The sequence below is a fragment of the Microbacterium schleiferi genome, from assembly GCF_020781975.1.
Classification (GTDB): domain Bacteria; phylum Actinomycetota; class Actinomycetes; order Actinomycetales; family Microbacteriaceae; genus Microbacterium.
Map to the genome: position 1 here is coordinate 90,806 of NZ_JAJGNI010000005.1, position 23,492 is coordinate 114,297.

The window sequence follows — 23,492 nt, forward strand, 5'->3', positions numbered from 1 at the left end:
GTGAACGACAACATCGACGAGGCTTGGGTACGGACGGTACCCAAAGCCGAGGTCCACGTGCACCTGGACGGATGCATCGACCGGGAGGAGCTGATGCGACTGGCCGGCAAGTACGGGGTGCCCCTTCGCCGACCGGCCGAGCAGCTCTTCGATTTCGACGGACTCACCGAATTTCTCCAGTTCCTCGACTGGGGTGCGTCGCTGGTCAGGACCGCCGACGACGCGGCATCCGTCGCCTATCGGTTCGCCCAGAGGCAGGCGGCCAGCGGCATCCGCTACACCGACGTGATCATCAACCCGACCCACTGGGAGGCCTGGCGCGGAAATATCGCGGGACTCGTCGACGCCCTCGACGCCGGATGGCGAGAGGCGGAACAGGACGGACTCCCGTCGACTGGCCTGTGCCTGAGCTTGTTGCGCCAGCAATCCGCCGCTGAGGCCGATGAACTGCTGGATTGGATGCTGGAGCGGGACCATCCGCGGGTGGTCGCCCTGTCGATCGACGGCGACGAAGCGGTTGCCGGGCGTGTGTCCGCAAGGTTCGCCGACACTTTCCGCCGCGCGGCATCCCGTGGCATTTACCGGACCGTTCACGCAGGGGAGTCCAGTGGTCCCGAGGGTGTCCGCGATGCGATCGACCTCCTGATGGCCGATCGTATCGATCACGGCTTCCGCGCGATCGAGGAACCGGCGCTGGTCGCCGAGATCGCCGACCGAGGCATCCCGCTCGGCATCTGCCCGGGGTCGAACGTCGCTCTTGGATTTACCGAGAGCCGGGCCGCGCATCCAGTCGAGGAGTTGCGGCAAGCCGGGGTGCGGATCAGCCTCAACACCGACGACGGCACTGCCCTGGGATCGATTCTCGACCAGGAGTACGCCGCGACCGCGCGGGCGTTCGGCTGGCAGCGCGATGACCTTCTCGCCATCGCGCGAACATCGATCGAGTCGGCCTTCTGCGACGATGACCGTCGTAGCGCGCTGCTCGCGGAGCTCGATGCGGTGGCAGCCGGCGAGGAGGCGCGGGCATGAGCGCGGTGGCGATCGTTGACGCGCGAGTGCTGACGATGGACGATGAGCGCCGCGACCTCGAGCGGGCGACCGTGTTGGTCGAGGACGGCGAGATCGTCGCAGTGGGATCGAACGTCGAGATTCCCGTCGGCTCGCGGGTGATCGAGGCGGCGGGGCGCGCGGTGATCCCGGGACTCGTGAACGCGCACACCCATGTGCCGCAGATCCTGCTTCGCGGCGGCTACTCCCACGATCGGCCACTCTACGAGTGGCTCTACAACGTGCTGTACCCGGGCCTGAGCGTGTACGAGAACGACGACATCCGGTGCGCGACCTTGCTGTTCGCGACGGAGGCGTTGATGAACGGTGTGACGACGATCGTTGACAACGAGGATGCTGGAACGCGTTCCATGGTCTCCACCGCGGCGAGCACTGTCGAGGCCCTCGTCGAGAGCGGCATCCGCGCTGTATACGCTCGCATGTTCGCCGACCAGCCTGCGCCGGGTTTCGAGGATTATCTCGGCGCGGTCCGTGCGAAGGCCCCGGACGTTCCGGACAGCGACATCTTCGTCGACACCGATCGCGTCTTGGCCGACCTCGATGAGATCGTGCGGAGGTACGACAGGGCCGGTGAGGGTCGGATCCGAGTGTGGCCGTCGCCGGCGATCCCCGGAATCGTCTCCCGACGCGCCCTGCAGCGGAGCCGACAGATCGCGCGCGAGCGCGGAACCATGTGGACGATGCACGTCGCCGAGGACGAGCGGGAGCGCGTGCAGCACATGATGGGCGCGGTCGAGTATCTCGACAGCGTCGGTGCGCTCGATGAGAGGTTGCTCGCGGCGCACTGCATCGACGTCTCCGATCGTGAGATCCGGTTGCTCGCAGAATCGGGCACCCGGGTATCGACGCAGCCGGCGAGCAACGCCTTTCTAGGCGCCGGGGTCGCGCCGGTTCCGCGAATGCTCCGGGCGGGCATCCCGATGGGGATCGGCACGGACGATGCGAACTGCTCGGATGCGGTCGATCTCTTCGGTTCGATGAAGCTCCTGGCGCTCCTGCACCGCGCGGTGAGTCGTGACCCGGGGGCGATCAGTCCGCAGCGGGTCGTGGAAATGGCAACGATCGAGGGAGCGCGGGTTCTGGGTATGGATGACCTGATCGGATCGATCGAGGTCGGCAAGCGCGCCGACCTCGTCATCCTTGATCTGGAGGAGCCGCGGATGACGCCCGCGGCCGACTTGTACGCGGCGCTCGTATTCTTGCAACCCACGGTCGCGGTACGTACCGTGATAGTCGACGGTCGGGTCGTCGTCGAACGCGGCGTTCCTACCTTCCTTGGCGCTGACGGCGACCTCGCGGCCCTGGTGCGGGAGGCCTCGGAGCGTTCCCGCGGCATCGCGGACCGCGCACGACTCCAGGTGGGCCGATGAACGCCGGCGCGCCTCTCGGGCGCAGCGTGCGGGTCGAGGCGGTCTCGAAGTCGTTCCGGCTGAAGCGCGGAGCGTCGGTCCAGGCGATCAAGCGGGTAGACCTGGAGATCGCCGAGGGGGAGTTCGTCGCGCTCATCGGCCCGTCGGGCTCGGGGAAGTCGACGATCTTGCGGATGATTGCCGGACTTGACGAGCCGACTTCGGGGTCCGTGACGATCGCCGGTGAGCATCCGCGAGTCCTCGCGCGCGATCATCGCCTGGGTGTCGCGTTCCAGGACCACGCACTGCTGCCGTGGTTGACGGTGCGCAAGAACATTGAGCTCCCTTTCCGAGTCGCGGGCCGTGACGTCGATCGGCACCAGGTAGATGATCTGATCGACTTGGTCGGACTCCGGGGCTTCGCCGATGCGCGCCCGTCCCAGCTTTCCGGCGGGATGCGTCAACGAGTCTCGATCGCGCGGGCTCTGGCTCTGGATCCCTCCGTTCTGCTTCTGGACGAGCCGTTCGGAGCGCTCGACGCGGTGACGCGACGACGACTCAATGTGGAGCTGCAGGCGGTGTGGACGCGGTTGCGCATCACGACGCTCCTCGTCACGCACAGCGTCGAGGAGGCGGTGTTCCTCGCCGACCGAGTCGTCGTGCTGAGCGCCAGACCGGCGCAGGTCGCCGATGTCGTCGAAGTGGGGTTCGAGCGACCCCGTGAGCCGGATCTGCTGCGGGATGATCGCTTGCATCGCATCGTCGACGGGCTGAACGCGCGACTGGACGCGACGGAGGCGGAATCGTCCGCAAGCGGGGGAGCATCCAGCTGAGGCGACCGGAACTCGGCATCTGGCGGGGTTGGTCCCTAGAGTGAGGAGCATGGCTTCTCGTGCTGGGCTTCCCCTGCGCGACGTGATTGCCGCCGCGATCCGGGGACGGATCATCGATGGCTCGTACGTTCCCGGCAGCCGGCTTCGCGAGGAGGAGATTGCTTCCGATTTCGACGTCTCCCGAGTACCCGTGCGCGAGGCCTTTCAGGTGCTGGAGCAGCAGCGCTTTCTCGAGTTGCGCAAATACAAGGGTGCAATAGTCGCCCAGCCCGAGTCATCGGGCACCCGCGAGCTCATCGCGATCCGCGCCGAACTCGAGGCGATGGCGGCGCGGCTTGCCGCGGCTGCCCACGGAGGGGCGATGGCACGCGAACTTCGATCTCTTACAGAAGAGGGCAGCACCCTCGACCCGGTGACCGAACCCGAGCGCCATTCGGAGCTGGTGGAGCGATTCCACGACACGGTGGCGATTGCTTCCGGAAATCGAGAACTCGTCGAGATGCTGAGGACGCTGCGCAGCCGCCTCAGTTGGATATTCGGAGCGGAGCTGGCTGCGCGCGCTGCCGGGTCGTGGGATGAGCATCGCGACATCTGCGCGTCGATTCTCGGCGGCGAGGAGGCCGCGGCTCATCTCATGCGCGAGCACGTCCTCGGCGACCTTGCGTTCTTCGACGAGCTCATCCGTCGCTGAGGTTTAACACGGCGGTAACACTCCGACGCCGGCCCTCTCCGGTAGGTCGTATACGATCGAGGTGAGCAAGGGAGTCATAGTGACCACGACAACACCGCAGGCGATCCAGGCGGATCCCTATGCCTGGCCGTGGCACGGTCAACTCGATCTCACGCGCACGGCTCTGCTCTGCATCGACTGGCAGGTCGACTTCTGCGGCAGCGGTGGATTCATTGATTCGCTGGGCTATGACATCAGCCTGACCCGTGCGGCGATAGAACCCACCCAAAGAGTGCTTGGGCGGGCGCGCGAACTCGGGCTGACGGTGATCCACACGCGAGAAGGGCACCGCCCCGATCTCTCTGATCTGCCCGACACCAAGAGGTGGCGTTCCGCCAGTCAGGGGGTCGAGATCGGGTCCGTCGGGCCTCTGGGACGCGTGCTGATTCGAGGCGAGGCTGGGTGGGAGATCATCCCCGAGTTGGCCCCGCTTGCGGGTGAGACGGTCATCGACAAGCCCGGCAAAGGTGCGTTCTACGCCACCGACCTCGAGCACATTCTGCGCATGGCGGGGATTACCGATCTGCTGATTACGGGGTTGACCACCGATGTCTGCGTGTCGACCACAATCAGGGAGGCCAACGATCGCGGGTTCGAGGTACTCGTGCTGTCGGATTGCACGGCCGCGACCGATCGCGCCCGGCACTTGCAGACGATCGAGATCCTCACGATGCAGGGCGGCTTGTTCGCGGCTGTCGCTTCATCGGACTCCGTCCTCGCCGCGCTGGGTGCGGAATCGCTCCCGGCCGACGACCGGACGCGCTGATGTATGTCGATCTGACGGTCGTGCCGGTTGCTGCCCCCGACGACGCCCCGGTCGACAGGGTGTTCGGGCGAAGGGTCCTTGCCGTCATCGGAAAGACGGAGGGGAACGGCGGCGTTAACGACTTCAGCCGGGCTCTCGCGACTCGCGCCTGGACCGAGGGGCTCTCGGAACCGGCGTTGACCGTCATGTCGGGCGGCACTGAGGGAGTCCTCAGCCCGCATGTCACCGTGGTTTCGGAGGGTTCGACATCAGGCAACGGGCGACTTGCGGCGGGGTTCGCGCAGACCCCTCGGTTATCTGTCGAAGGGCTCGGGCGCCGAGAGCAGGTCGACGCGGTCGCTGCGGCGACGCTCGAAGCGTGCCGCAACGGAGGCTTTGATCCACGCAACGCCCACATGGTGCTCGTGAAATGCCCTTTGCTGACGACCGAGCAGATCGTGTCAGCGAGAGGCGGGGCCGTGACGGATGATCCCTACCTATCGATGGCGCGATCCCGAGCGGCTAGCTCGCTGGGCGTCGCGCTCGCGTGCGGAGAGATCGGCGGAGTCGAAGCGGACCAAGGCCTCGCAGGCGATCCTTCTGTCTGGTCGGCGGTCGCTTCGGCTTCCGCCGGTATCGAGCTCGACCGGTGCCTCGTGCTGGCGTTCGGGTCTCGACTCGACCCCGGCGGACAGCTGAACGCTGAGACGGTGGTCATGCACGACGCGATCGACGTGGAGGAGATCGTCGCGCTCCGCGATCGCATCCGAGCCGCCGGCGGCACCATCGTGCAGGTCTTCGCGAAGGCCGAGGCGAGTCCGGACGGGCGGATCCGAGGGTTACGGCACACGATGCTCACCGACACCGACCTCTCGTCGACACGACACGCGCGCGCGGCCGTAGGAGGCCTTCTAGCGGGGGTGTTCGGGCGCACATCGATCTACGTCTCCGGAGGCGCCGAGAACCAAGGGCCACCTGGAGGAGGTCCGGTGACGGTGGTGTGGCAGGAACCCACGGGCGGAGGTGAGACGAGGCGATGACGAGCAGATTCGGGCCGGTAGCGGCCACACCGTACGCGTGGCCGTTCGACGGAACGTTCTCCGCCCAGTCGACCGCGCTCCTGTGTATCGACTGGCAGGTGGACTTCTGCGGGGTCGGTGGCTACGTCGACCGCATGGGGTACGACCTCACACTCACCCGACGCGGACTCGCGCCCACAGCGCGGATCCTCGGTTCCGCTCGCGCGGCAGGCCTCCAGGTGATCCATACTCGCGAGGGTCATCGGGCGGATCTCTCGGACTGCCCGCCCAACAAACTCTGGCGCTCGCAGCAGATCGGTGCCGAGATCGGGTCGTCAGGACCGGGAGGACGCATCCTCGTACGCGGGGAACCCGGGTGGCAGATTGTGCCCGAAGTGGCACCTCTCGTGGGCGAGATCGTCATCGACAAGCCTGGCAAGGGGGCGTTCTACGGAACCGATCTCGACGTGATCTTGCGCACTCGGGGGATCACTCATCTGATTCTGACGGGGATCACAACCGACGTCTGCGTGCACACGACGATGCGGGAGGCGAACGATCGCGGCTACGAGTGCCTTCTGCTCAGTGACTGCACAGGCGCCACCGATCACGGAAACTACGAGGCGGCGCTGAAGATGATCACCATGCAGGGGGGTGTTTTCGGTGCGGTCGCGGAGTCGTCGGCGCTGGATGACGCGTTCGGTAAGGGATCCGCGCGGTGATCTCTCCTCGCATGGAGATCGCCCGCCTCCACTCCGCGTACCGGCGGGGAACCTGCACACCTCGCGATGTGGCGGAGCGCACTCTGGCTGCGATCGATGCGCGAGGACGTGACGGAGTCTGGATCTCGGTCTCCGATCGACTCGTCCGAGATGCTGAAGCACTCGATCCTGCCGATCGCGATCGTCTTCCGCTCTGGGGCATCCCCTTCGCGGTCAAAGACAACATGGACGTCGAGGGGTGGGCGACGACGGCGGCGTGCCCGTCTTTCGCCTACAGCCCCCAGCAGTCGGCACCCGTGGTTCGCGACCTGATCGCGGCAGGCGCGATCCTCGTCGGCAAGACCAACCTGGACCAGTTCGCTACCGGTCTGAACGGTACCCGTTCTCCTTACGGGACGCCCTCCTCGGCCCACGATAGCTCCCTCATCTCCGGCGGGTCGTCATCAGGATCCGCGGTAGCTGTTGCGGCGGGCCTGGTTGCGTTTTCTCTGGCGACCGATACCGCGGGGTCCGGGCGCGTTCCCGCGGCGTTGAACGGGGTCGTCGGTCTCAAGCCGAGTGTGGGCCTTGTCAGCACTCGCGGTGTCGTGCCGGCGTGCCGGTCGCTCGATTGCGTTTCGGTGATGGCGAACTCGGTTGCCGACGCAGCCATCGTGGCTCAGGTGATCGCCGGCTTCGATGATCAGGACCCCTGGTCGCGCCCGCTCCCGGTTCCTTCCGCCCGGGTTGCTTCGGTCTCGCTCGCCGGAGTCCGCCTGGGCGTGCCTGAGGTTGTCGCCGGATGGGGCGAGCGTGGCGAGGAGGACGCGTGGAGTCGGGTCCGTGCCGACCTCGTCCGAGCCGGAGCCGAACTGGTTGAGATCGACTACACCCCGCTTCTCGAGGCAGGTCGTCACCTGTATGGCGGTGCGTGGCTTGCTGAGCGCGCGACCGCCGTCTCGGTCGCGCTCGAGGAGGACCGAGACGACGTCGACCCGGTCGTGCGCCAGATCTTGGCGGGCGCCGGTGCGATGTCGGCCGCACAGGTCTGGTCGAGTATGCACCGCGTGTGGGAGTTGCGGCGGGAGGCGGATGACATCCTCCGTTCGGTCGATGCTCTGCTCACTCCCACGGTGACGAAGACCTACACGGTCGAGCAGATGCGCGCTGACCCCGTCGAACTCAACGCGCAATTGGGTACCTACACGACCTTTACCAACCTGCTCGACATGTGCGCCATCGCGGTCCCGGCGGGGAGTACGGCGGCGCACGTCCCCTTCGGTGTCACCCTTCATGGGCCTTCCGGTGCCGACCAGGAACTCGCAGGGCTGGCGTCGGCGCTCGCGGATGCGGTCGACCAGGACTCGCTGATGGAGGTCGCCGTCGTCGGCGCCCATCTCGAGGGGTTCGGACTTCATCACCAAATCACCGATCGCGGCGGGCTCCTGAGCCGGCGCACGATGACCGCACCCCGGTACCGGCTCTACGCGCTCCCCGGCGACGAGCCGCGACGTCCCGGGCTGGTGACCGATCTACGAGAAGGCGCTCGTATCGAGGTCGAGGTCTATCGGCTTCCGACTGCTACCGTCGGGTCCTTTCTCCGCGGTGTGAGTGCACCGTTGGCGATCGGCACGCTCGAGCTCGACGACGGCACCGCCGTCCACGGATTCGTCTGCGATCCGACGGCGCTCGAGGGAGCGCGTGACATCACCGCGTACGGCGGGTGGCGCTCGTATATGGCCGCGGCGGCCGATGATCTCAACAGGGCGGCCGATGCCAGCTGACGACGTCCCGATCCTCGCGGTTCACGGGGTCGCGGCCTCACCTGCCGTCTGGGATCCTCTGAAGCGCTTGATTCCACAGCTCCGGGCGCTTCGTCGCCCGAAGACCGGTCGGTTGGAGGACGAGATCGAGTGGCTGGCCGAGTATGCGGCGGGCGCGGTCATCGTGGGGATGTCAGGCGGGGCAACCCTCGGTCTCGCGCTCGCGGGCATGGGTGCCGCGTGCCATGGATTCGTCCTCCATGAGCCGGCGGCGGGGAACCTGGTGCCGGACCTTCTCTCCCCGACCGCCGAGGCCTTTCGCCGTGGCGGGACGACAGCGGTGGGTAAGGCGCTCTATGGCAGGAGGTGGTCGGTCGACCTGCTCGATGACCACGGAGACGTCGACGCGACGACGGCGAAGGAGATCGCCATGTTCCGCAGCTTTCAGCCTCGACGTCGACCGGTCGGGGGACCCCGATGCGTGGTCACGACGGGGTCTCGGTCGGCTGCGCCCAGGCACCATGTTGCGAGAGAGCTGCGGCGGCTGGGCTACGAGACTCGCACCATCGAAGGCTCCCGGCACTTCGTCACATACGAGCAGCCCGCGAGGCTGGCCGCCCTGGTGCGCGAGGTCGCCGGATTGGATGCGCCCGGGCATCCGGGGATCGATGACGGAGGTTCGGGGTGGGCGAGGTTCTGGTGGTGACCTCGCGGCGGTCTTCTAGACCTCGGCCGCGCGGTAGATCTTCGACCGCGGCACATAGCGCGCGGAGTTGCCGAGCAGCCCGGCGACCTCCTCGTCGGTGAGCTCCCGCCGCACCTTGCCGGGGATGCCCGCGACGAGCGATCGCGGCGGAACGACGGTTCCCTCGAGCACCACCGCCCCCGCGGCGACGAGCGAGTTCGCGCCGATGACGGCGCCGTTCAGCACGGTCGCGTTCATGCCGATGAGGCATCCGTCTTCGACGACGCAGCCGTGCACGACGGCGGCGTGGCCGATGCTGACGTCGGCGCCGATGATCGTCGGGTTGCCCGCCTCGGTGTGGATCACCGCGTTGTCTTGGAGGTTGCTGCGTTCGCCGAGCACGATCTCGTCGATGTCGCCGCGCAGCACCGCGCCGAACCAGACGTTGGCATCTGCAGCGATGCGCACCTTGCCGATCACGGACGCGTTCGGGGCGACCCAGGCGTCGGCGGAGATGTCGGGCTCGTGCCCGTCGAAGGGGAGGATGACCGGCATTCCGCCAGCCTAGCTGTACTGCCCAGGCAGGTTGTTTGAGATCCGGCTGATGGGCGGGAGCTTCCCGATCGCAGTGTGGGGCCTGTGGTGATTGTAGAAGTGCAGCCAGGCGGGCAGGGCTGCGCGGCGGGCTGATTCGCTGTTGTAGTGCTTCACGTAGGCCCAACCGTCGGCCATAGTGCGATGGAATCGCTCGATCTTCCCGTTCGTCTGCGGACGGTAAGGACGTGTGCGCTTGGGTGTGATGGCGAGCTCGGCGCAGACGCGTCGCCAGGCGTGGGAGCGGTAGGCGGGGCCGTTGTCCGAGAGGACCCGTTCGACGCGGACGCCGCGGTCGGCGAACCAGGACACGGCCCGTTGCAGGACGCCGATCGCGGTCTCGGCGCGTTCGTCGTCGTGGATCTCGGCGTAAGCGACGCGGGAGTGGTCGTCGATGACGGTGTGGACGTAGGCGGTGCCGGTGACCATGTCGCCGGCGATGCCTCGCTTTCCGGTGCGCTTGGCCGTGACTGCTCGGTTGCGGTCGCCTTGGGACCGTCCGACGTAGCGCCAGCCGCCGCCGTCGGGGATGTTGCCGAGCTTCTTCACGTCGACATGGATCAGCGCGCCGGGCTTGTCGTGCTCGTACCGGCGGGCGGGTTCCCCGGTCTTCACATCGACATGCGAGAGCCGGTTCAGTCGACACCGTTTCAGCACCGCGTGGACGGTCGAGGCCGGCATCCCGACGCGGTCGGCGATCTGGACCGGCCCCAGGCGCTTGCGGATCCGCAGGTGCACGATCTTCTTCACACGGTGCGTCGGGGTCTTGTTCGGATGCGCATGCGGGCGCGAGGACCGGTCGGCCATCCCCGCTTCACCGAGCTCGACGTAGCGTCGCGCCCATTTCGCGGCGGTGGGCCAGGAGACACGGAAGTAGTCCGCCGCCGCGGCGACCGTCCACTCCTCGTCGACGATCTTCTGTGCAAGACGGAGCCTTTGGCGCGGGGTGAGCGCCGCGTTAGCGTGAGACACGAGAACCTCCTGGTTCAGAGCGGATGCGGTAGCAGCTCCACTCTGCCGGGAGGTTCTCGTCACATCAGGGAAGCCAGATCAAACAACCTCCCTGGGCAGTACAGCTAGCGGCGAGTGCAGCAGTCGACAAGGCTGAGACGTATGCGCTTGCTGCGGCCGCTGTGGCGATACCCGATCATCTCGGTCACCGTCGTGGTGCTCGCCGCGGTCGTGGTCCTCCACGCCGTCGGAGCGGATGCGGTGGGACGGTGGACGGCGACGGCCTACGTCGGAGCGTTCGTCGTGTGGACGCTGGTTCGGATGGTGCGTGATGTGCTTCGCGGGCATGTCGGGCTCGACATCCTCGCGGTGGTGGCGATGGTCGCAACCCTCGCCGTGGGCGAGTACATCGCGTCGCTCATCATCGTTTTGATGCTCTCCGGCGGTGAAGCGTTGGAGGACTTCGCCGCCCGGCGGGCCAGGCGCGACCTCACCGCGCTGCTGGACCGATCGCCGCGCACCGCGCATGTTCTCACTCACGAGCATGCGTCGGACTCGGACGAGGTGCAGGATGTCGCGGTCGAGCACGTAGGGATCGATGATGTGCTGCTGGTGCGGCCGGGCGAGATCGTGCCGGTCGACGGCATCCTGCTCACCGAGAGCGGCACGTTCGACGAATCGTCGCTCACTGGGGAGAGTCTGCCGGTGACTCGTGAGGCGGGCAGCGACGTGCTCTCCGGCGCTATCAACGGGAACCGGGCGGTGCGGATCCGGGCGGTGCGGCGCAGCGCGGACAGTCAGTACCAGCAGATCGTCGCGCTCGTGCGTGCCGCGGAGGACTCGCGTGCGCCCGTCGTGCGGCTCGCGGATCGGTTTGCGATCCCCTTCACGGCCGTCTCGCTCGCCCTGGCCGGCATAGCGTGGGCGGTATCGGGCGATCCGACGCGCTTCGCTGAGGTGCTGGTGCTAGCGACGCCGTGCCCGCTGCTGATCGCTGCACCGGTCGCGTTCCTCGGCGGGCTCTCGCGGGCCGCGAAGGCCGGCGTGATCATGAAGGGCGGAGGTGTCGTAGAACAGCTCGCCCGAGTGCAGTCCGCGGCCTTCGACAAGACCGGAACGCTGACGCAGGGCCAGCCGACCCTCGTTGACGTTCGCCCTGTCGGCGGCTTCGAGGCGGGCGAACTGCTGCAGCTCGCCGCGTCTGCTGAACAGTACTCGTCGCATGTGCTCGCAGACAGCATCCGCCGGGCCGCGGTCGAGCGCGGCATCGACCTTCTCGCGGCCGAGGAGGCCAGTGAGGTCGCCACGAATGGTGTGACCGCGGTGATCGGGGGGCGAACGGTCGTCGTGGGGAAGCCCTCCTACGTCGCGTCAGTGGCGGCCGACACGGTGCGCGCAGACCTGACGACGGGCGAGGCCGCGGCCTACGTCGCCATCGACGGCCGGTTCGCCGGCGTCCTCGTGCTCGCCGACGATCCCCGCCCGGAGTCCGTCGCGGTGGTGTCGTGGCTGCGCGCGAACGGTGTCGAACGGATCGTCATGCTCACGGGAGACACTCGTGCGACAGCCGAATCGATCGCGCGGCAGACCGGGATCGACGAGGTGCATGCCGAGCTCCTTCCGCCAGAGAAGGTTCATCTCGCGGCCGACCTGCATCCACGACCCGTGATGATGGTCGGCGACGGGGTGAACGACGCCCCGGTGCTGGCCGCCTCCGACATCGGCGTTGCGATGGGCGCGAAAGGCGCGACCGCGGCCGGCGATGCCGCTGACGTGGTGATCCTTGTCGACTCGCTCAGCAAGGTGGTCGACGCCGTGTCGATCGGGCGGCACACGCTTCGCGTCGCGCTGACGGCGATATGGCTCGGCATCGGTCTCAGCGTGGTCCTCATGGTCATCGCCATGACGGGCGCCATCCCCGCCGTCGCCGGCGCTCTCACGCAGGAGCTCGTGGACCTCGCCACGATCCTCTACGCGCTCCGCGCGCTGGGCGGCCCGCCGAGCGGACTCCCCGCTGCCGCACCGCCGCCGTCACGCCGATCCGACACGGAGTCCGACTCGCACCGCGTGTGACGCTCTGAAACCCGAGCACCACGACTGGAATCTGCGGGCGAAGAGCCGAGGTGCAGGGTTGCCTCTCCTTCCTGGCGGCAGGAGAACTACCGAACTACCGTGAGGAGCCGTGACGACGCAATCCCCTCCATACCGGCATTCCGGCGAGCCTCACGCAACGGGGCTCGCGCAGCGACTCAACTGGCTGCGCGCAGGAGTGCTGGGAGCGAACGACGGGATCGTGTCCACGGCGGCGGTCGTCGTCGGTGTCGCCGGAGCGACAGCGGAGGTCACGCCAGTGTTGCTGGCGGGGGCCGCGGCCCTGGTCGGCGGGGCTATCTCAATGGCGCTCGGCGAGTACGTCTCGGTGTCCAGCCAGCGGGACAGCGAGCGGGCTCTCATCCAGAAGGAGCGGCGCGAGCTGGAGGAGGATCCCGAGGTCGAGCTCGAGGAGCTGGTCGGGCTCTACGAGGAGCAGGGCCTCACCCCCGGAACCGCCCGCCTGGTGGCGACGGAGCTGACCGAGCGCGACGCGCTCAAGGCCCACCTGGCGCTCGAGCTGAACATCGACCAGGAGGACGTCGTCAGCCCCTGGCACGCCGCCTTCGCCTCGCTGATCGCGTTCACGATCGGCGCCGTGCTGCCGCTGCTGACGATCCTGCTGCTGCCGCACCCGGCGCGCATCGTGTGGACCTTCGTTGCCGTGCTCCTCGCCCTGGCGGTCACCGGATACGTCGCGGCCTGGATCGGCGGCTCTCATCGGTGGCGGGCCGTGGTGCGCCTGGTGATCGGCGGTGCGCTCGCCCTGGGAGCGACCTTCCTGGTCGGCTCCCTGTTCGGCACGGTCGTCGGCTGAGGCGGCGCGGACTCACCCCTTGCTCACAGTACGGCCCAGCCGATGAGGCCCGCGGCGATGACGACCGCCCACGCCGGCGCCTTCCACGAGGTCAGGGCGACGAACCCGGCGGCGGCGATCCCGAGGGCCGCGACCGATGTGACCCCTTCGGTGAACACCGGCGTGTAGAGCGCTGCGGCGAGGATCCCCACCACGCCGGCGTTCACGCCCATGAGCGCCCGCTGCGCGAGTGGAGCGCGACGCAGCCGGTCCCAGAACGGCAGCACCCCGACCACGAGCAGTGTCGCGGGGAGGAAGATCGCGACCAGCGCGATCGCGGCGCCGAGCAGCCCGGACGGCGGGCTGGTAGTCGCGGCGCCGAGGTAGGCGGCGAAGGTGAACAAGGGACCGGGGACCGCCTGCGCGGCACCGTAGCCGGCGAGGAACACGTCGTGGTCGACGAGGCCGGTCTGCACGGTCCCGGCCTCCAGCAGCGGCAGCACGACGTGACCGCCGCCGAACACGAGTGCCCCAGCCCGGTAGAACACGTCGAATAAGCGTACCGCCCCGTTCTCAGTGGCGGACACGAGCAGGGGGAGGCCCGCGAGCAGGATCACGAAAAAGGCCAGGCTCCCGATCGCGGCCCAGCGAGGCACCCGCACGACGAATGGCTCCGACTCCGATGCCGTGGCGGCCTGCGGGCGCAGCCACACCAGCCCGACGACTCCCGCGGCGGCGATCACGGCGACCTGTGCGAACGCGCTCGGGACGAGCAGGACGACGATCATGCCCGCCACGGCGATCGTGGCCCGCTTCGCGTCCGGGGTGAGGGTTCTCGCCATGCCCAGCACGGCGTGGGCGACGACCGCGACCGCGGCGGCCTTCACCCCGTGAATCCATCCGGCGCCGGACAGGTCACCGAGCGCCGTGACCCCGTAGGCGAACGCGACCAGCAGGATCGCCGACGGCAGGGTGAACGCCGCCCACGCCGCCAGCAGCCCGCCGAACCCTGCGCGCTGCAGCCCGATCGCCATGCCGACCTGACTGGATGCGGGGCCGGGCAGGAACTGGCACAGCGCCACCAGGTCCGCGTAGGCGCGGTCGCCCAGCCACTTGCGCCGCTCCACGAACGCCTCGCGGAAGTACCCCAGGTGCGCGACCGGGCCGCCGAAGGAGGTCAGTCCCAGGCGCAGGAACACGAGGAACACCTCTCCGACCGTGCCGGGGTGGCGGCGCCCGCCGGTCGAGGGGGAAAGGCTCATCGCGCTCAGTCTGCCCCAGTCACTTGACGCTCACTAGACCAGCACCCTGGCATTCGCGGCCGACCACGCCTGCGCCGCGAGCTGCACGGCATCCCACGGAGAGCCGAGCGGCGGGGTGTAGGAGAGGTCGAGGTCATCGAACTGCCCGATGGTCAACCCGGCATAGAGGGCGGTGGCGAAGGTGTCGACCCGCTTGGCGACCTCGGTGCCGCGCCGCCCGACGAGCTGCGCGCCGAGCAGACGCCCGTCGCCGGTGTCCCCGGTGATGCGGAAGTGGATCGGGTGGGCACCGGGGTAGTACCGCTTGTGGTCGTCCGCGGCCGCGGTGATCGTTGCTGCCGCGTAGCCGGCGGCGATCGCCTCGTGGTCGCGCAGGCCGGTTCGGGCGGCGACGAGGTCGAAGACCTTGACGACCTGGGTGCCGACCGACCCCGCGAAGGCTCGGTCGCCGCCGAGAGCATTCTCTCCTGCGATGCGGCCCTGCTTGTGCGAGGTCGTCCCCAGCGGCAGATAGGTCGCGCCGAGGAGGCGGTGATGCGTGATGATGCCGTCGCCGGCGGCCCAGACGTGCGGGAGCCCGGTGCGCATGTGCTCATCGACCACGACGGCGCGGCCCGCGCCGAGGCTCGCTCCGGCCTGCTCGAGCAGCTCGGTGTTCGGCCGCACCCCGACGACCACGAGCACGAGGTCCGCGGTCTGTGCGAAGGGCTGCCCGTCGCGGGTGCCGGTGACGGTGAGCCCGACCGGGGTCTTCTCGATCCCGGTCACGGTCGAGCCGGTGACGACCTCGACGCCATGCGTCGTGAGTTCGTCGCGGACGAGGGCGCCGAGCTCGGGGTCGAGGGTGGAGAGCACTTCGGGTCCGCGCTGGAGCTGGGTGACCTGCATCCCGCGGGTGATGAAGGCTTCGGCCATCTCCAGGCCGACGTAGCCGGCGCCGACGATGATCGCAGACTGCGGCTGCCGGGTAGTGAGGTCGTGGTCGAGGGCGAAAGTGTCACCCATCGAATGAATGACATGCACCCCGTCCTCCGGGGTCAGCGCATCGAGGCCGGCGATGCCGGCGTGGGACGGGAGCGCGCCGGTGCCGACGATCAGCTCGTCGTAGGCCAGATCCTCGAAGATGCCGTCCGGGGTGCGGACAGTGAGCCGCTGCCCGGCGACGTCGATGCCCGTGGCGAAAGTGTTGAGCCGCAGCCGCATCCCGGTGGCCTCCAAGTCAGCGCTCGTGCGGTGCGCGAGCGACTGCCACGGGGCGACCTCGCCAGTGAAGTAGTAGGGGATGCCGCAGATGGAGAAGTTCGGGTACTCGTCCGCCACCACCACCGTCACGTCGGTGGTCGGGTCGAGTTCGCGGGCACGGAGCGCGGCGGAGATACCGGCGTCGGAGCCGCCGATGGCGATCAGATGGGTCATGGCTGGGCCTTTCGATTCGGGAACAGCAGGAACACAAGCCCGACGCCGACGACCGCGCCGACGACCTGGGCGGCGAGGAACCACAGCGCGGAGGTCGGGGCGATGCCGGCGAAGGTGTCGGTGAAGATCCGGCCGATGGTCACGGCGGGGTTGGCGAACGAGGTGGACGAGGTGAACCAGTACGCGGCGCCGATGTAGGCACCGACCGCCGGGGCGACCAGCGCCGCGCGGCCGGTGCGAGCCAGGGCGAAGATCGTGAGGATCAGCCCGGCGGTGGCGACGACCTCGCCGAGCACCTGCCCCGGTGCCGCCCGGTCGGTCACCGACAGCGCGGCCGGCACGGCGAACATGAGGTTCGCCAGCAGCGCCCCACCGATGCCGCCGACGATCTGAGCGCCAGCGTAGACGGCGATCTCGCCGCCGCCGTGCCGTGCGCCGAGGGCGCGGTCGGCGAGGGTGACGACCGGGTTCAGGTGCGCGCCGGAGACGGGCTGGAAGATCAGGATGAGGACGGTCAGGCCGAGCGCGGTGGCGATCGAGTTCTCCAGGAGCTGCAAGCCCACATCGCCGGGCGAGAGACGCGAGGCGGCGATGCCGGAACCGACCACGACCGTCACCAGCAGGCCGGCGCCCAGCAGCTCAGCGGCAGCACGCCGCCACAGCGGGACGGCCTCGGTCGTGGTGGTGTTCATCGCTGCCCATCTTGACGAATCCGGTTCGCTCAGTCAAACTTGAGGTAATGAACATTGAGGAAACTTGCCTTGCGGGTCGGGTCGCGCGGTATGCGGCGCTGGCCGATCCTGTGCGGCTGCGGATCGTGGACCTGCTCACCCTGGGCGATGTCGCCCCGGTCGAGCTGCAAGGCGAGCTGGGTGTCTCATCGAGCCTGCTCGCCCATCACCTGAACCAGCTCGAACAGGCAGGGCTGATCGTGCGGACGCGGTCGGAGGCCGACCGGCGCCGCACCTACCTCCACCTCGCGCCCGGCGCGCTCGACGGCCTCACCCCTTCCCCGATGCTCGGGGTGCGGCGGGTGGTGTTCGTCTGCACCGGCAACTCGGCCCGATCCCAGCTCGCCGCTGCGCTCTGGCACGGCAGCAGCGATATCCCGGTGGCCTCGGCCGGCACGCACCCGGCCGCGCAGATCGAGCCGGGCGCGATCGCCGCCGCGGACCGACACGGCCTCACCCTGCGAGCCCGCGCCCCGCGCGCGCTGGACGACGTGCTCGGCGCGGACGATTTCGTGGTGACCGTGTGCGACACCGCGCACGAAGAACTCGGCGACGCCGGCTGCGTGCACTGGTCGGTGCCGGACCCGGTGCGCGACGGGACGGACGCCGCCTTCGACGCGGCGTTCGAGGACATCGCCGCCCGCATCCAGAGCCTCGCGCCCCGGCTGACCACGACGAAGGGATGACGACGATGCCAGACGAGCACGAGCGCCACGCGACGATCACCATCGACCAGGAAGCGGGCCTCGCCACCAGCGCCGAGCGCCTGACGCGGGAGTTCGAGGGCACCTTCGGGCGGGAGACGATCGACCGTTTCCTGCACGCCTCCTACACCGACCTCGCCGCCCGTGCGACGGTGCCGACCTATCTGCCGCTGCTGACCGAGAAGTTCGCCCGGCAGCGGCTGCGCGCGCTCGCCAAGGTCGACGGGATGCACCTGACGGGCACGCCGACCGTGCTGTTCCTGTGCGTCCACAACGCCGGCCGCTCGCAGATGGCCCTCGGCTTCTTCCAGCACCACGCCGGCGACCGGGCGATCGGCTGGTCCGGCGGCTCCGAGCCCGGCGAGCAGATCAACCCGGTCGCCGTTCAGGTCATGGCCGAACGGGGCATCGACATCGCCGGCGAGTTCCCCAAGCCCTGGACCGACGAGATCGTGCGGGCGGCGGACGCGGTGATCACGATGGGCTGCGGCGACGCCTGCCCGATCTTCCCCGGCAAGCGGTACGAGGAATGGACGCTACCCGATCCCGCGGGCTGGACCCCGGACGGGATGCGGCCGGTGCGCGACGAGATCGAGCGCCGCGTGCTGAACCTGCTGGCCGAACTCGGCGTCCCCTCCCGCGCCTGACAGTCGACTTCCACAAGCACCGGACCCGCTCCCTGCCAGTCGCGGGGTCGGGGCGGAGGCCGCAATGCCCGAACCGGCTTGTGACATCCGGCGCGATCGCGCAGACTCGGGTATCGGGTTTGGCGGCGTCTCGGCAGGCTCGTTCTCATGTGCTACCGACCGCGTAGGTCCGTGAATCCTGAGGGAGTTGTCCACGCGGCCACCCGGCGACTCGCCCGTGTTTTACGGGCCAGAACGTGCTTTCGTGATCCGGCGGGGACAGGGGTGTCGAACAGTTCTACTCCCACGTCGTCGTCGTGAGTGGGGGAACGATAGGCGTCTTCTCAGCGTCCGATGCTCGGTGGTTCGTTACCGGGCGCGTCACGCGACGGAGCTGGACGATAGGGCGGGAGTGAGCGCCGAAGGGTCTGCCCGATCCGTCCGACGATCCCCGGCGGCTCGGGCACGGCGACCTTCAGTGCGATCCGGCGGTGGGTCTGCTGCTCTTCCAGCGCCCGCACGTCGGCACTGGGGTCGGAGGCGGCCAGCTCGATCATGCGGGCGGCGTCGTCTTGCAGCCGCCGGTAGGCCGACGCGGTCCTCGGACTGAGGTAGCCGCGCCGGGCGTGAGCGGCGCCGAATACGGCGCCGTAGTCCGCGAGCCAGGCAACGGCCTCGACCGGGGTGAGCTCTCGGGTCTGCTCGCTGCGCAGCACCTCGGCCGCGTGGGGCTCGTGCTCCCATGCGCCGGATTCGGTGCGGCGGTTGTCGTAGAGGCGGCGGTCGCGGGTGTAGACCTGGATGCGGGCGACGGCGGGCAGGGCCTCCAGCGCGGCCACGACCTCGGGTGAGCCGGCCAGCGCCGTCTCGTGCGCCTCGGGCGGGGTCCAGCGGCCGACCTCGCCGCGCCGGGCGCGCAGGAACCGTTCTTCCGCGGCCAGGCGCGACACCGGGGCGGGCATGGCGACGGCGACGACCTCGACCCGGTAACCGGCCTCCGCGAACCGGGCCGCGGTGTCGATGACCATCGCTGGATCGCGGAAGGTGCCTTCCAGCAGCACCGGGTAGCCGTGCTCGATCGCATGGTCCAGGGCGAGGCGGATGAGCCCGCTGGAGGTTGGCGCGGTCGCGGCCGGCATCGCCAGCGGGTCGTTCACCGCGAGATCCCGGTAGCCGGGGTGGTAGGCGCGCAGGTCATCCCCGGTGATGGACACCAGCTCGGGGTGCTCCGCGAGGATCGCCGCCTGCGCCCTCGTCTTGCCCGCGGCGGGCTGGCCGCCGAGCAGTACCAGGAGCCGGTCGCCGGTCGGGACCGGCGGGAAGATCGCCTGCCGCGCGGTGGCGTCGAACACCTGCCGCAGCCGCGCCTCGTCGGAGGCGACGGGTTCGGTCACGCGATCCGGCGGCTCGCCTGGCCGGTCAGGGCGTCGATCTCATCGAGCCATGCCTGCTGCTGGGCGATCAGCCCGAGCCGGTCGTCGGGGTCCAGCGCCGTGCGCTGCTGGTTCACCAGGCGCACCCGCGCGGCCCAATACTCGCGCTCGCGCTCGTCGGTCGTGGCGAGCTGCCGTTCGATCAGGACGGAGGCCAGGGTGGTCGCGCCCTGGGCGGTCATGTCGTAGAGGGCCACATCGCTCACGCGGGGCTCGTCGTCGTACCAGGCGCGCAGGGACTCGGCCGGGATCGCGCTCGGAATCGTCACGCTCATGGGATCACCTCTGCTTCGTCGTTGCTCATTCTACCTCCCCGGTCCGCTCCCGCCCCGGACCCGCTCCCTGCTGTTCGCGGGTCGGGACGGAGGGTGCAACATCCGAGCGCAGCGACGTGGTGTTGCGGCATCCGCCACGACCCCGCAAGCTGGTAGAGCGGGTCAGGCGCGGGAACGTGAGTTCGCTACTCGGCACACTCGGCAGGCGCGCAGAGGCACCAGGATTACCCGCCTCTGGAGGGGCGCAAACGTGGCAACATTTTGGCAACGAACGCTGACGACAGGACTTTCCGCGACGCACTCGACGCACGCGGAACCCCAGTAAACACAGGGCAGAACCGGGTCGGGCACGCAGTTCCGGGGGAGCCTATTCCCCTCTCACGGCGGTAACGCGGGTTCGAATCCCGCTGGGGTCACCAACGCACGAAAGCCCGGTCTCGTACCGGGCTTTCGTGCGTTCGGGATGCCTGTTGTTGTCTCGCAACTTATCCGGGTTGGGCCCACGCCGCCGGAGGCTCCGCGAGGCGCGCAGCGGCTCGCGGAGTGGCGGCGGGGAGAATCCCGCTGGGGTCACCAACGCACGAAAGCCCGGTCTCGTACCGGGCTTTCGTGCGTTCGGGATGCCTGGTCGCGCAGCGGCGCCCTCTGCGGATGAATCTCGCAGGTAGGCGAACTCACCGGCGTAGGACGTTTGAGCGCTCAGTCGTCCTACGCCCAGGATTCCTCCTACCCCGGAAAGTCCATGCGAAGCATCCTGCCTCTGCCTGAGAGCGTCGGAGCGCCGACGTAGGCTGGCGGCCGTGCTGACCACATTGGCAATCGAGGGCTACCGCTCCATCCGAAGCCTGGTCCTGCCGCTCTCGCCGTTGACGGTTGTAACCGGCGCGAACGGAAGCGGAAAGTCGAGCCTGTATCGCTCGTTGCGTCTGCTGGGGGCCGCGGCGCGGGAAGGCGCCATCCGTGCCCTCGCCGCTGAAGGCGGTTTTCCGGGTACGTTGTGGGCCGGGCCTGAGGCCGGCGCGCCGACGAGCGGTCCCGTGCAGGGCACGGTGCGGAAAGGACCGATCGCGCTGCGACTGGGTTTCGGGTCGGATGCCGCGGGCTTCGGCTACGCCACGGATCTTGGCATCCCGATCCCCGCCACAACGATGTTCGGGGCAGACCCCGAGATCAAGGCCGAGGCGGTCTGGGGTGGGTCGGTGCTTCGCAACGGCTCGCTCGTCTGCGAGCGACGCGGCGCGATCTACCGTGTTCGCACCGATGCCGGCTGGCAGATGGCGCAGAGAGGGCTCGCACCGTGGGAGAGCATGCTGGCGGAATTCGGCGACATGGATGCCGCGCCAGAGGTCTTGGGCCTTCGCTCAGGCCTGCGCGACTGGCGTTTCTATGACGCGGTCCGTACTGACGCTGACGCTCCCGCTCGACGTCCCGCCATCGGCACACGGACTCCGATCCTGGCGTCCGATGGGAGCGATCTGGCCTCGGCGCTGCAGACCATCCGGGAGCAGGGTGATCCCCACGCACTCGACGCAGCGATTGAGCTCGCGTTCCCCGGCAGCAGGCTTGTCGTCACTGACCACGCGGGGAGGTTCGAACTCTCGCTGCGACAGCCGGGGATGCTGCGGCCCCTGTCTGCGCCCGAGCTGTCCGACGGGACGCTGCGCTACCTCGTGTGGGTGGCGGCTCTCATGAGCACACGGCCCGCGAGCCTCATCGCCGTCAACGAACCCGAGACCAGCCTGCATCCCAGCATCCTGGAGCCACTCGCGGCGATGCTCACGGATGCGGCGACCCGATCCCAGATCATCGTCGTCTCGCACTCGAAGACGCTCGTCGACGCGCTGGAGAGGTCCGGCGCGACGGTTCACACGCTGGAGAAAACAGGCGGGGAGACGCGACTTCGAGGTCAGGGGTCGCTCGACGCTCCTGCGTGGGTCTGGCCCACGCGCTGATCGCCCGCGAGCGGGCGGTGCCCGCGAGTCAGTCCTCCGAAGCCGGGCTGCGTCGCCGGCGAACCAGAACGACGACTCCCCAGACCAGCCCGCCGACTACCGCGACGACGGCAATCCAGGGGACGAGGAAGCCGAGCGCAACAACGATGCCGTTGAGCGTTGCGACCAGACCGTTCCAGCCGGCCACCAGGCCGTCCCAGAACCCCGCGGGGTTGGCGTCGACAGCCTCGTGACGCACGGTGATTGACACGCTCAGCGACGACATCGCGACCTGGTCCTCGAGCGTCTCGAGCTGCTGCTGGTAGGACTCGAGCGTCGCCTGCCGCTCGGCGAGCGCAGACTCGGCGGCGATCAGGTCCGACACCGACCCCGCCTGCGCCATGAGTTCCACCAGGCGGTCGACTGACGCCTGTGCGGCATCCACCCTCGCCTGCAGGTCGACGACCTGGTCGGTGACATCGAACCGGTCGATCGAGGATGCCGTCACCTCACCCACCTGCTCCAGGTCGGCCATGGCGGCAGTGAGCTCATCGGCGGGTACGCGCACGGTTATCCAGCCGTTGGTCACCGCGACGGTGGGGTCTGCCAGGTCGACGGGCATTCCGGTGTATCCCGATCCGATGCTCATCGACTCGACGTACCCGCCGCGCGCGCCAGCTCCAGCCGCGATCTGGTCTGCGGCGGCGCGCACGTCGTCGACGACGACTGTTGCAGATGAGGAGGCGATGATCGAGCGGCCGGAGTCGTCGACTGCCGATTCCGCGCTTTTGGCGCCGCCCGAACTGTCGACGACCGCTCCGTCCGTGAGCGCGATCTCGCCGCCCGACATGCCGCCATCCATGGACATGTCGGCTGACATCATGCCGCTGTCCGCGCTCTCGTTCGCACTCAGTCCGCTGAGCACGGCAGGCGAGATGATGGCCGCGAGTGCGACAACCGCCGCAGCTGCTGCTCCCGTCATCCATACCCGGCCGCGCCGCACGGAACGGCGAACGGATGCCGCACGCTCACCTTCGATGGCCGTGAAAACATGGTCTTCCATCACTGCGACGCGGTCATCGTCAAGCGGCGGAAGGGCGGGGCGCGTCTCGGTTTCCGGGAGTCGGTCCGCGCCGGAAGGCTGCGGGTTTTCGGTGTTCATGTGCTCTCCTTGGCAACGGTCCGCAGACGCGTGCGGATGCGGGAGAGACGGTTGCGGACAGCGCCGTGGGGGATGCCGAGATGCTCGGCCGCGGCGCTGTAGGCATAGCCTTCGGCGGCGCACAGCCGCAGGATCTCCCGATCGGTGTCGGAGAGCGTCGCGATCTCAGCAGCGATGAGGCGAAGGTACTCCTCGTCGATCATCTGCTGTTCGACATCCACCGCCGCGGGAAGCGTGTCATCTGCCACCGCCGCGGTGTTCTCTCTATCTCTCCGCTGAGCTCGCATCCGGTTCGCTGCCTGGAAGCGGCAGATGGTTGCCAGCCACGGCAGCAGCGAGTCAGACGCCAGGTCGAGCTCGGGCAGCTTCCGCCAGGCGACGACGAACGTCTCCTGCACGACATCCTCGGCATCCGAGGAGTCACCCAGGAGCCGGTGCGCGATCCAGTACAGCGGCCGAACGTAGGCGCGATACAGCAGCCGGAAGGCCTGTTCGCTGCCGCCGGCGGCTCGGGCGACGAGTTCGGCATCGCCCGTGGTCACTGAATCGGTCATCGGTTCCCCTGTATCGCGTCGCGGATCGGCGCGCCTCATTGTCTCTCACCCCGTCAGTGTCGGCATCCGGCGA

Annotated in this window: 23 protein-coding genes; 14 read left to right on the forward strand and 9 right to left on the reverse strand. The window is 68.7% G+C overall.

Features of this window, described 5'->3' with window-relative positions; genetic code table 11:
- The 9 genes from add (at nucleotide 1) to LL236_RS07395 (ending at nucleotide 8,914) form a co-directional block, all read left to right on the forward strand.
- Nucleotides 1-1,029: an adenosine deaminase gene (gene add / locus LL236_RS07355; protein WP_228178106.1), complete on the forward strand. Its 1,029-nt coding sequence runs from the start codon at nucleotides 1-3 to the stop codon at nucleotides 1,027-1,029.
- The gene (locus tag LL236_RS07360) at nucleotides 1,026-2,438 is read left to right on the forward strand and encodes an amidohydrolase family protein (protein WP_195691670.1); all 1,413 of its coding nucleotides are present in this window, start codon (nucleotides 1,026-1,028) and stop codon (nucleotides 2,436-2,438) included. The genes add and LL236_RS07360 overlap by 4 nt, the downstream gene beginning before the upstream one ends.
- Nucleotides 2,435-3,250, forward strand: coding sequence for an ABC transporter ATP-binding protein (locus tag LL236_RS07365; protein ID WP_228178107.1), 816 nt, complete (start codon nucleotides 2,435-2,437; stop codon nucleotides 3,248-3,250). Before LL236_RS07360 ends, LL236_RS07365 begins: the two co-directional genes overlap by 4 nt.
- A 49-nt stretch (nucleotides 3,251-3,299) precedes the next feature.
- Complete coding sequence (locus tag LL236_RS07370) at nucleotides 3,300-3,941, forward strand: GntR family transcriptional regulator (RefSeq protein WP_195691669.1); 642 nt, start codon at nucleotides 3,300-3,302, stop codon at nucleotides 3,939-3,941.
- 79 nt (nucleotides 3,942-4,020) lie between these two features.
- Entirely contained in the window at nucleotides 4,021-4,746 is a 726-nt protein-coding gene (gene biuH / locus LL236_RS07375; RefSeq protein WP_195691668.1) for a biuret amidohydrolase, read from the forward strand.
- Nucleotides 4,746-5,765, forward strand: a complete 1,020-nt coding sequence (locus tag LL236_RS07380) for a ring-opening amidohydrolase (protein WP_195691667.1) — start codon at nucleotides 4,746-4,748, stop codon at nucleotides 5,763-5,765. Before biuH (LL236_RS07375) ends, LL236_RS07380 begins: the two co-directional genes overlap by 1 nt.
- Complete coding sequence (gene biuH, locus LL236_RS07385) at nucleotides 5,762-6,466, forward strand: biuret amidohydrolase (protein WP_228178108.1); 705 nt, start codon at nucleotides 5,762-5,764, stop codon at nucleotides 6,464-6,466. The genes LL236_RS07380 and biuH (LL236_RS07385) overlap by 4 nt, the downstream gene beginning before the upstream one ends.
- Nucleotides 6,467-6,477: 11 nt before the next feature.
- On the forward strand, nucleotides 6,478-8,229 hold the full coding sequence (gene atzF / locus LL236_RS07390; RefSeq protein ID WP_228178232.1) for an allophanate hydrolase: 1,752 nt from the start codon (nucleotides 6,478-6,480) through the stop codon (nucleotides 8,227-8,229).
- The gene (locus LL236_RS07395; protein ID WP_195691666.1) at nucleotides 8,219-8,914 is read left to right on the forward strand and encodes an alpha/beta fold hydrolase; all 696 of its coding nucleotides are present in this window, start codon (nucleotides 8,219-8,221) and stop codon (nucleotides 8,912-8,914) included. The genes atzF and LL236_RS07395 overlap by 11 nt, the downstream gene beginning before the upstream one ends.
- Before the next feature lie 15 nt (nucleotides 8,915-8,929).
- Here LL236_RS07395 and LL236_RS07400 read toward each other — a convergent pair whose 3' ends face one another.
- Entirely contained in the window at nucleotides 8,930-9,448 is a 519-nt protein-coding gene (locus LL236_RS07400) for a gamma carbonic anhydrase family protein (protein WP_228178109.1), read from the reverse strand.
- Between the two features lie 9 nt (nucleotides 9,449-9,457).
- Entirely contained in the window at nucleotides 9,458-10,459 is a 1,002-nt protein-coding gene (locus LL236_RS07405; RefSeq protein ID WP_195691665.1) for an IS481 family transposase, read from the reverse strand.
- A 141-nt stretch (nucleotides 10,460-10,600) separates the two neighbouring features.
- Here LL236_RS07405 and LL236_RS07410 point away from each other — a divergent pair, with 141 nt between their 5' ends.
- Together LL236_RS07410 and LL236_RS07415 are read left to right on the forward strand one after the other, a co-directional pair.
- The gene (locus LL236_RS07410) at nucleotides 10,601-12,511 is read left to right on the forward strand and encodes a heavy metal translocating P-type ATPase (RefSeq protein ID WP_195691664.1); all 1,911 of its coding nucleotides are present in this window, start codon (nucleotides 10,601-10,603) and stop codon (nucleotides 12,509-12,511) included.
- 109 nt (nucleotides 12,512-12,620) lie between these two features.
- Nucleotides 12,621-13,346 (forward strand): VIT1/CCC1 transporter family protein, encoded by a 726-nt coding sequence (locus LL236_RS07415; RefSeq protein WP_195691663.1) that lies wholly within the window; start codon nucleotides 12,621-12,623, stop codon nucleotides 13,344-13,346.
- Between the two features lie 23 nt (nucleotides 13,347-13,369).
- On the opposite strand, the gene chrA is transcribed toward LL236_RS07415, so the two are convergent.
- Genes chrA through LL236_RS07430 form a run of 3 tightly spaced genes read right to left on the reverse strand, consistent with a single transcriptional unit; the run spans nucleotide 13,370 to nucleotide 16,695 of the window.
- Nucleotides 13,370-14,587: a chromate efflux transporter gene (chrA, locus tag LL236_RS07420; protein WP_195691662.1), complete on the reverse strand. Its 1,218-nt coding sequence runs from the start codon at nucleotides 14,585-14,587 to the stop codon at nucleotides 13,370-13,372.
- A 33-nt stretch (nucleotides 14,588-14,620) separates the two neighbouring features.
- Entirely contained in the window at nucleotides 14,621-16,003 is a 1,383-nt protein-coding gene (locus LL236_RS07425) for an FAD-dependent oxidoreductase (RefSeq protein ID WP_195691661.1), read from the reverse strand.
- The gene (locus LL236_RS07430; protein WP_195691660.1) at nucleotides 16,000-16,695 is read right to left on the reverse strand and encodes an aquaporin; all 696 of its coding nucleotides are present in this window, start codon (nucleotides 16,693-16,695) and stop codon (nucleotides 16,000-16,002) included. Before LL236_RS07430 ends, LL236_RS07425 begins: the two co-directional genes overlap by 4 nt.
- 47 nt (nucleotides 16,696-16,742) lie before the next feature.
- Here LL236_RS07430 and LL236_RS07435 point away from each other — a divergent pair, with 47 nt between their 5' ends.
- Both LL236_RS07435 and LL236_RS07440 read left to right on the forward strand, forming a co-directional pair.
- On the forward strand, nucleotides 16,743-17,420 hold the full coding sequence (locus LL236_RS07435) for an arsenate reductase/protein-tyrosine-phosphatase family protein (protein WP_195694251.1): 678 nt from the start codon (nucleotides 16,743-16,745) through the stop codon (nucleotides 17,418-17,420).
- A 5-nt stretch (nucleotides 17,421-17,425) separates the two neighbouring features.
- Nucleotides 17,426-18,085: an arsenate reductase ArsC gene (locus LL236_RS07440; protein WP_228178110.1), complete on the forward strand. Its 660-nt coding sequence runs from the start codon at nucleotides 17,426-17,428 to the stop codon at nucleotides 18,083-18,085.
- A 323-nt stretch (nucleotides 18,086-18,408) separates the two neighbouring features.
- Here the strand turns inward: LL236_RS07440 and LL236_RS07445 are convergent, their stop codons facing one another.
- Nucleotides 18,409-19,458: a zeta toxin family protein gene (locus tag LL236_RS07445; protein ID WP_195691658.1), complete on the reverse strand. Its 1,050-nt coding sequence runs from the start codon at nucleotides 19,456-19,458 to the stop codon at nucleotides 18,409-18,411.
- The gene (locus tag LL236_RS07450; protein WP_195691657.1) at nucleotides 19,455-19,772 is read right to left on the reverse strand and encodes a hypothetical protein; all 318 of its coding nucleotides are present in this window, start codon (nucleotides 19,770-19,772) and stop codon (nucleotides 19,455-19,457) included. Before LL236_RS07450 ends, LL236_RS07445 begins: the two co-directional genes overlap by 4 nt.
- Nucleotides 19,773-20,572: 800 nt before the next feature.
- On the opposite strand from LL236_RS07450, the gene LL236_RS07455 reads away from it, so the two are divergent.
- On the forward strand, nucleotides 20,573-21,724 hold the full coding sequence (locus tag LL236_RS07455; RefSeq protein WP_228178111.1) for an AAA family ATPase: 1,152 nt from the start codon (nucleotides 20,573-20,575) through the stop codon (nucleotides 21,722-21,724).
- A gap of 28 nt (nucleotides 21,725-21,752) precedes the next feature.
- On the opposite strand, the gene LL236_RS07460 is transcribed toward LL236_RS07455, so the two are convergent.
- Nucleotides 21,753-22,865 (reverse strand): DUF4349 domain-containing protein, encoded by a 1,113-nt coding sequence (locus LL236_RS07460; RefSeq protein ID WP_228178112.1) that lies wholly within the window; start codon nucleotides 22,863-22,865, stop codon nucleotides 21,753-21,755.
- Nucleotides 22,862-23,419 (reverse strand): RNA polymerase sigma factor, encoded by a 558-nt coding sequence (locus LL236_RS07465; RefSeq protein WP_228178113.1) that lies wholly within the window; start codon nucleotides 23,417-23,419, stop codon nucleotides 22,862-22,864. The genes LL236_RS07460 and LL236_RS07465 overlap by 4 nt, the downstream gene beginning before the upstream one ends.
- Nucleotides 23,420-23,492 lie beyond the last annotated feature (73 nt).

Coding starts and splice junctions, on each gene's coding strand:
- LL236_RS07360 (WP_195691670.1), top strand. CDS start 1,026: ATGAGCGCGGTGGCGATCGTTGACGCGCGAGTGCTGACGATGGACGAT.
- LL236_RS07365 (WP_228178107.1), top strand. CDS start 2,435: ATGAACGCCGGCGCGCCTCTCGGGCGCAGCGTGCGGGTCGAGGCGGTC.
- LL236_RS07370 (WP_195691669.1), top strand. CDS start 3,300: ATGGCTTCTCGTGCTGGGCTTCCCCTGCGCGACGTGATTGCCGCCGCG.
- LL236_RS07380 (WP_195691667.1), top strand. CDS start 4,746: ATGTATGTCGATCTGACGGTCGTGCCGGTTGCTGCCCCCGACGACGCC.
- biuH (WP_228178108.1), top strand. CDS start 5,762: ATGACGAGCAGATTCGGGCCGGTAGCGGCCACACCGTACGCGTGGCCG.
- atzF (WP_228178232.1), top strand. CDS start 6,478: ATGGAGATCGCCCGCCTCCACTCCGCGTACCGGCGGGGAACCTGCACA.
- LL236_RS07395 (WP_195691666.1), top strand. CDS start 8,219: ATGCCAGCTGACGACGTCCCGATCCTCGCGGTTCACGGGGTCGCGGCC.
- LL236_RS07400 (WP_228178109.1), bottom strand. CDS start 9,448: ATGCCGGTCATCCTCCCCTTCGACGGGCACGAGCCCGACATCTCCGCC.
- LL236_RS07410 (WP_195691664.1), top strand. CDS start 10,601: ATGCGCTTGCTGCGGCCGCTGTGGCGATACCCGATCATCTCGGTCACC.
- chrA (WP_195691662.1), bottom strand. CDS start 14,587: ATGAGCCTTTCCCCCTCGACCGGCGGGCGCCGCCACCCCGGCACGGTC.
- LL236_RS07425 (WP_195691661.1), bottom strand. CDS start 16,003: ATGACCCATCTGATCGCCATCGGCGGCTCCGACGCCGGTATCTCCGCC.
- LL236_RS07430 (WP_195691660.1), bottom strand. CDS start 16,695: ATGAACACCACCACGACCGAGGCCGTCCCGCTGTGGCGGCGTGCTGCC.
- LL236_RS07435 (WP_195694251.1), top strand. CDS start 16,743: ATGAACATTGAGGAAACTTGCCTTGCGGGTCGGGTCGCGCGGTATGCG.
- LL236_RS07440 (WP_228178110.1), top strand. CDS start 17,426: ATGCCAGACGAGCACGAGCGCCACGCGACGATCACCATCGACCAGGAA.
- LL236_RS07450 (WP_195691657.1), bottom strand. CDS start 19,772: ATGAGCGTGACGATTCCGAGCGCGATCCCGGCCGAGTCCCTGCGCGCC.
- LL236_RS07460 (WP_228178112.1), bottom strand. CDS start 22,865: ATGAACACCGAAAACCCGCAGCCTTCCGGCGCGGACCGACTCCCGGAA.
- LL236_RS07465 (WP_228178113.1), bottom strand. CDS start 23,419: ATGACCGATTCAGTGACCACGGGCGATGCCGAACTCGTCGCCCGAGCC.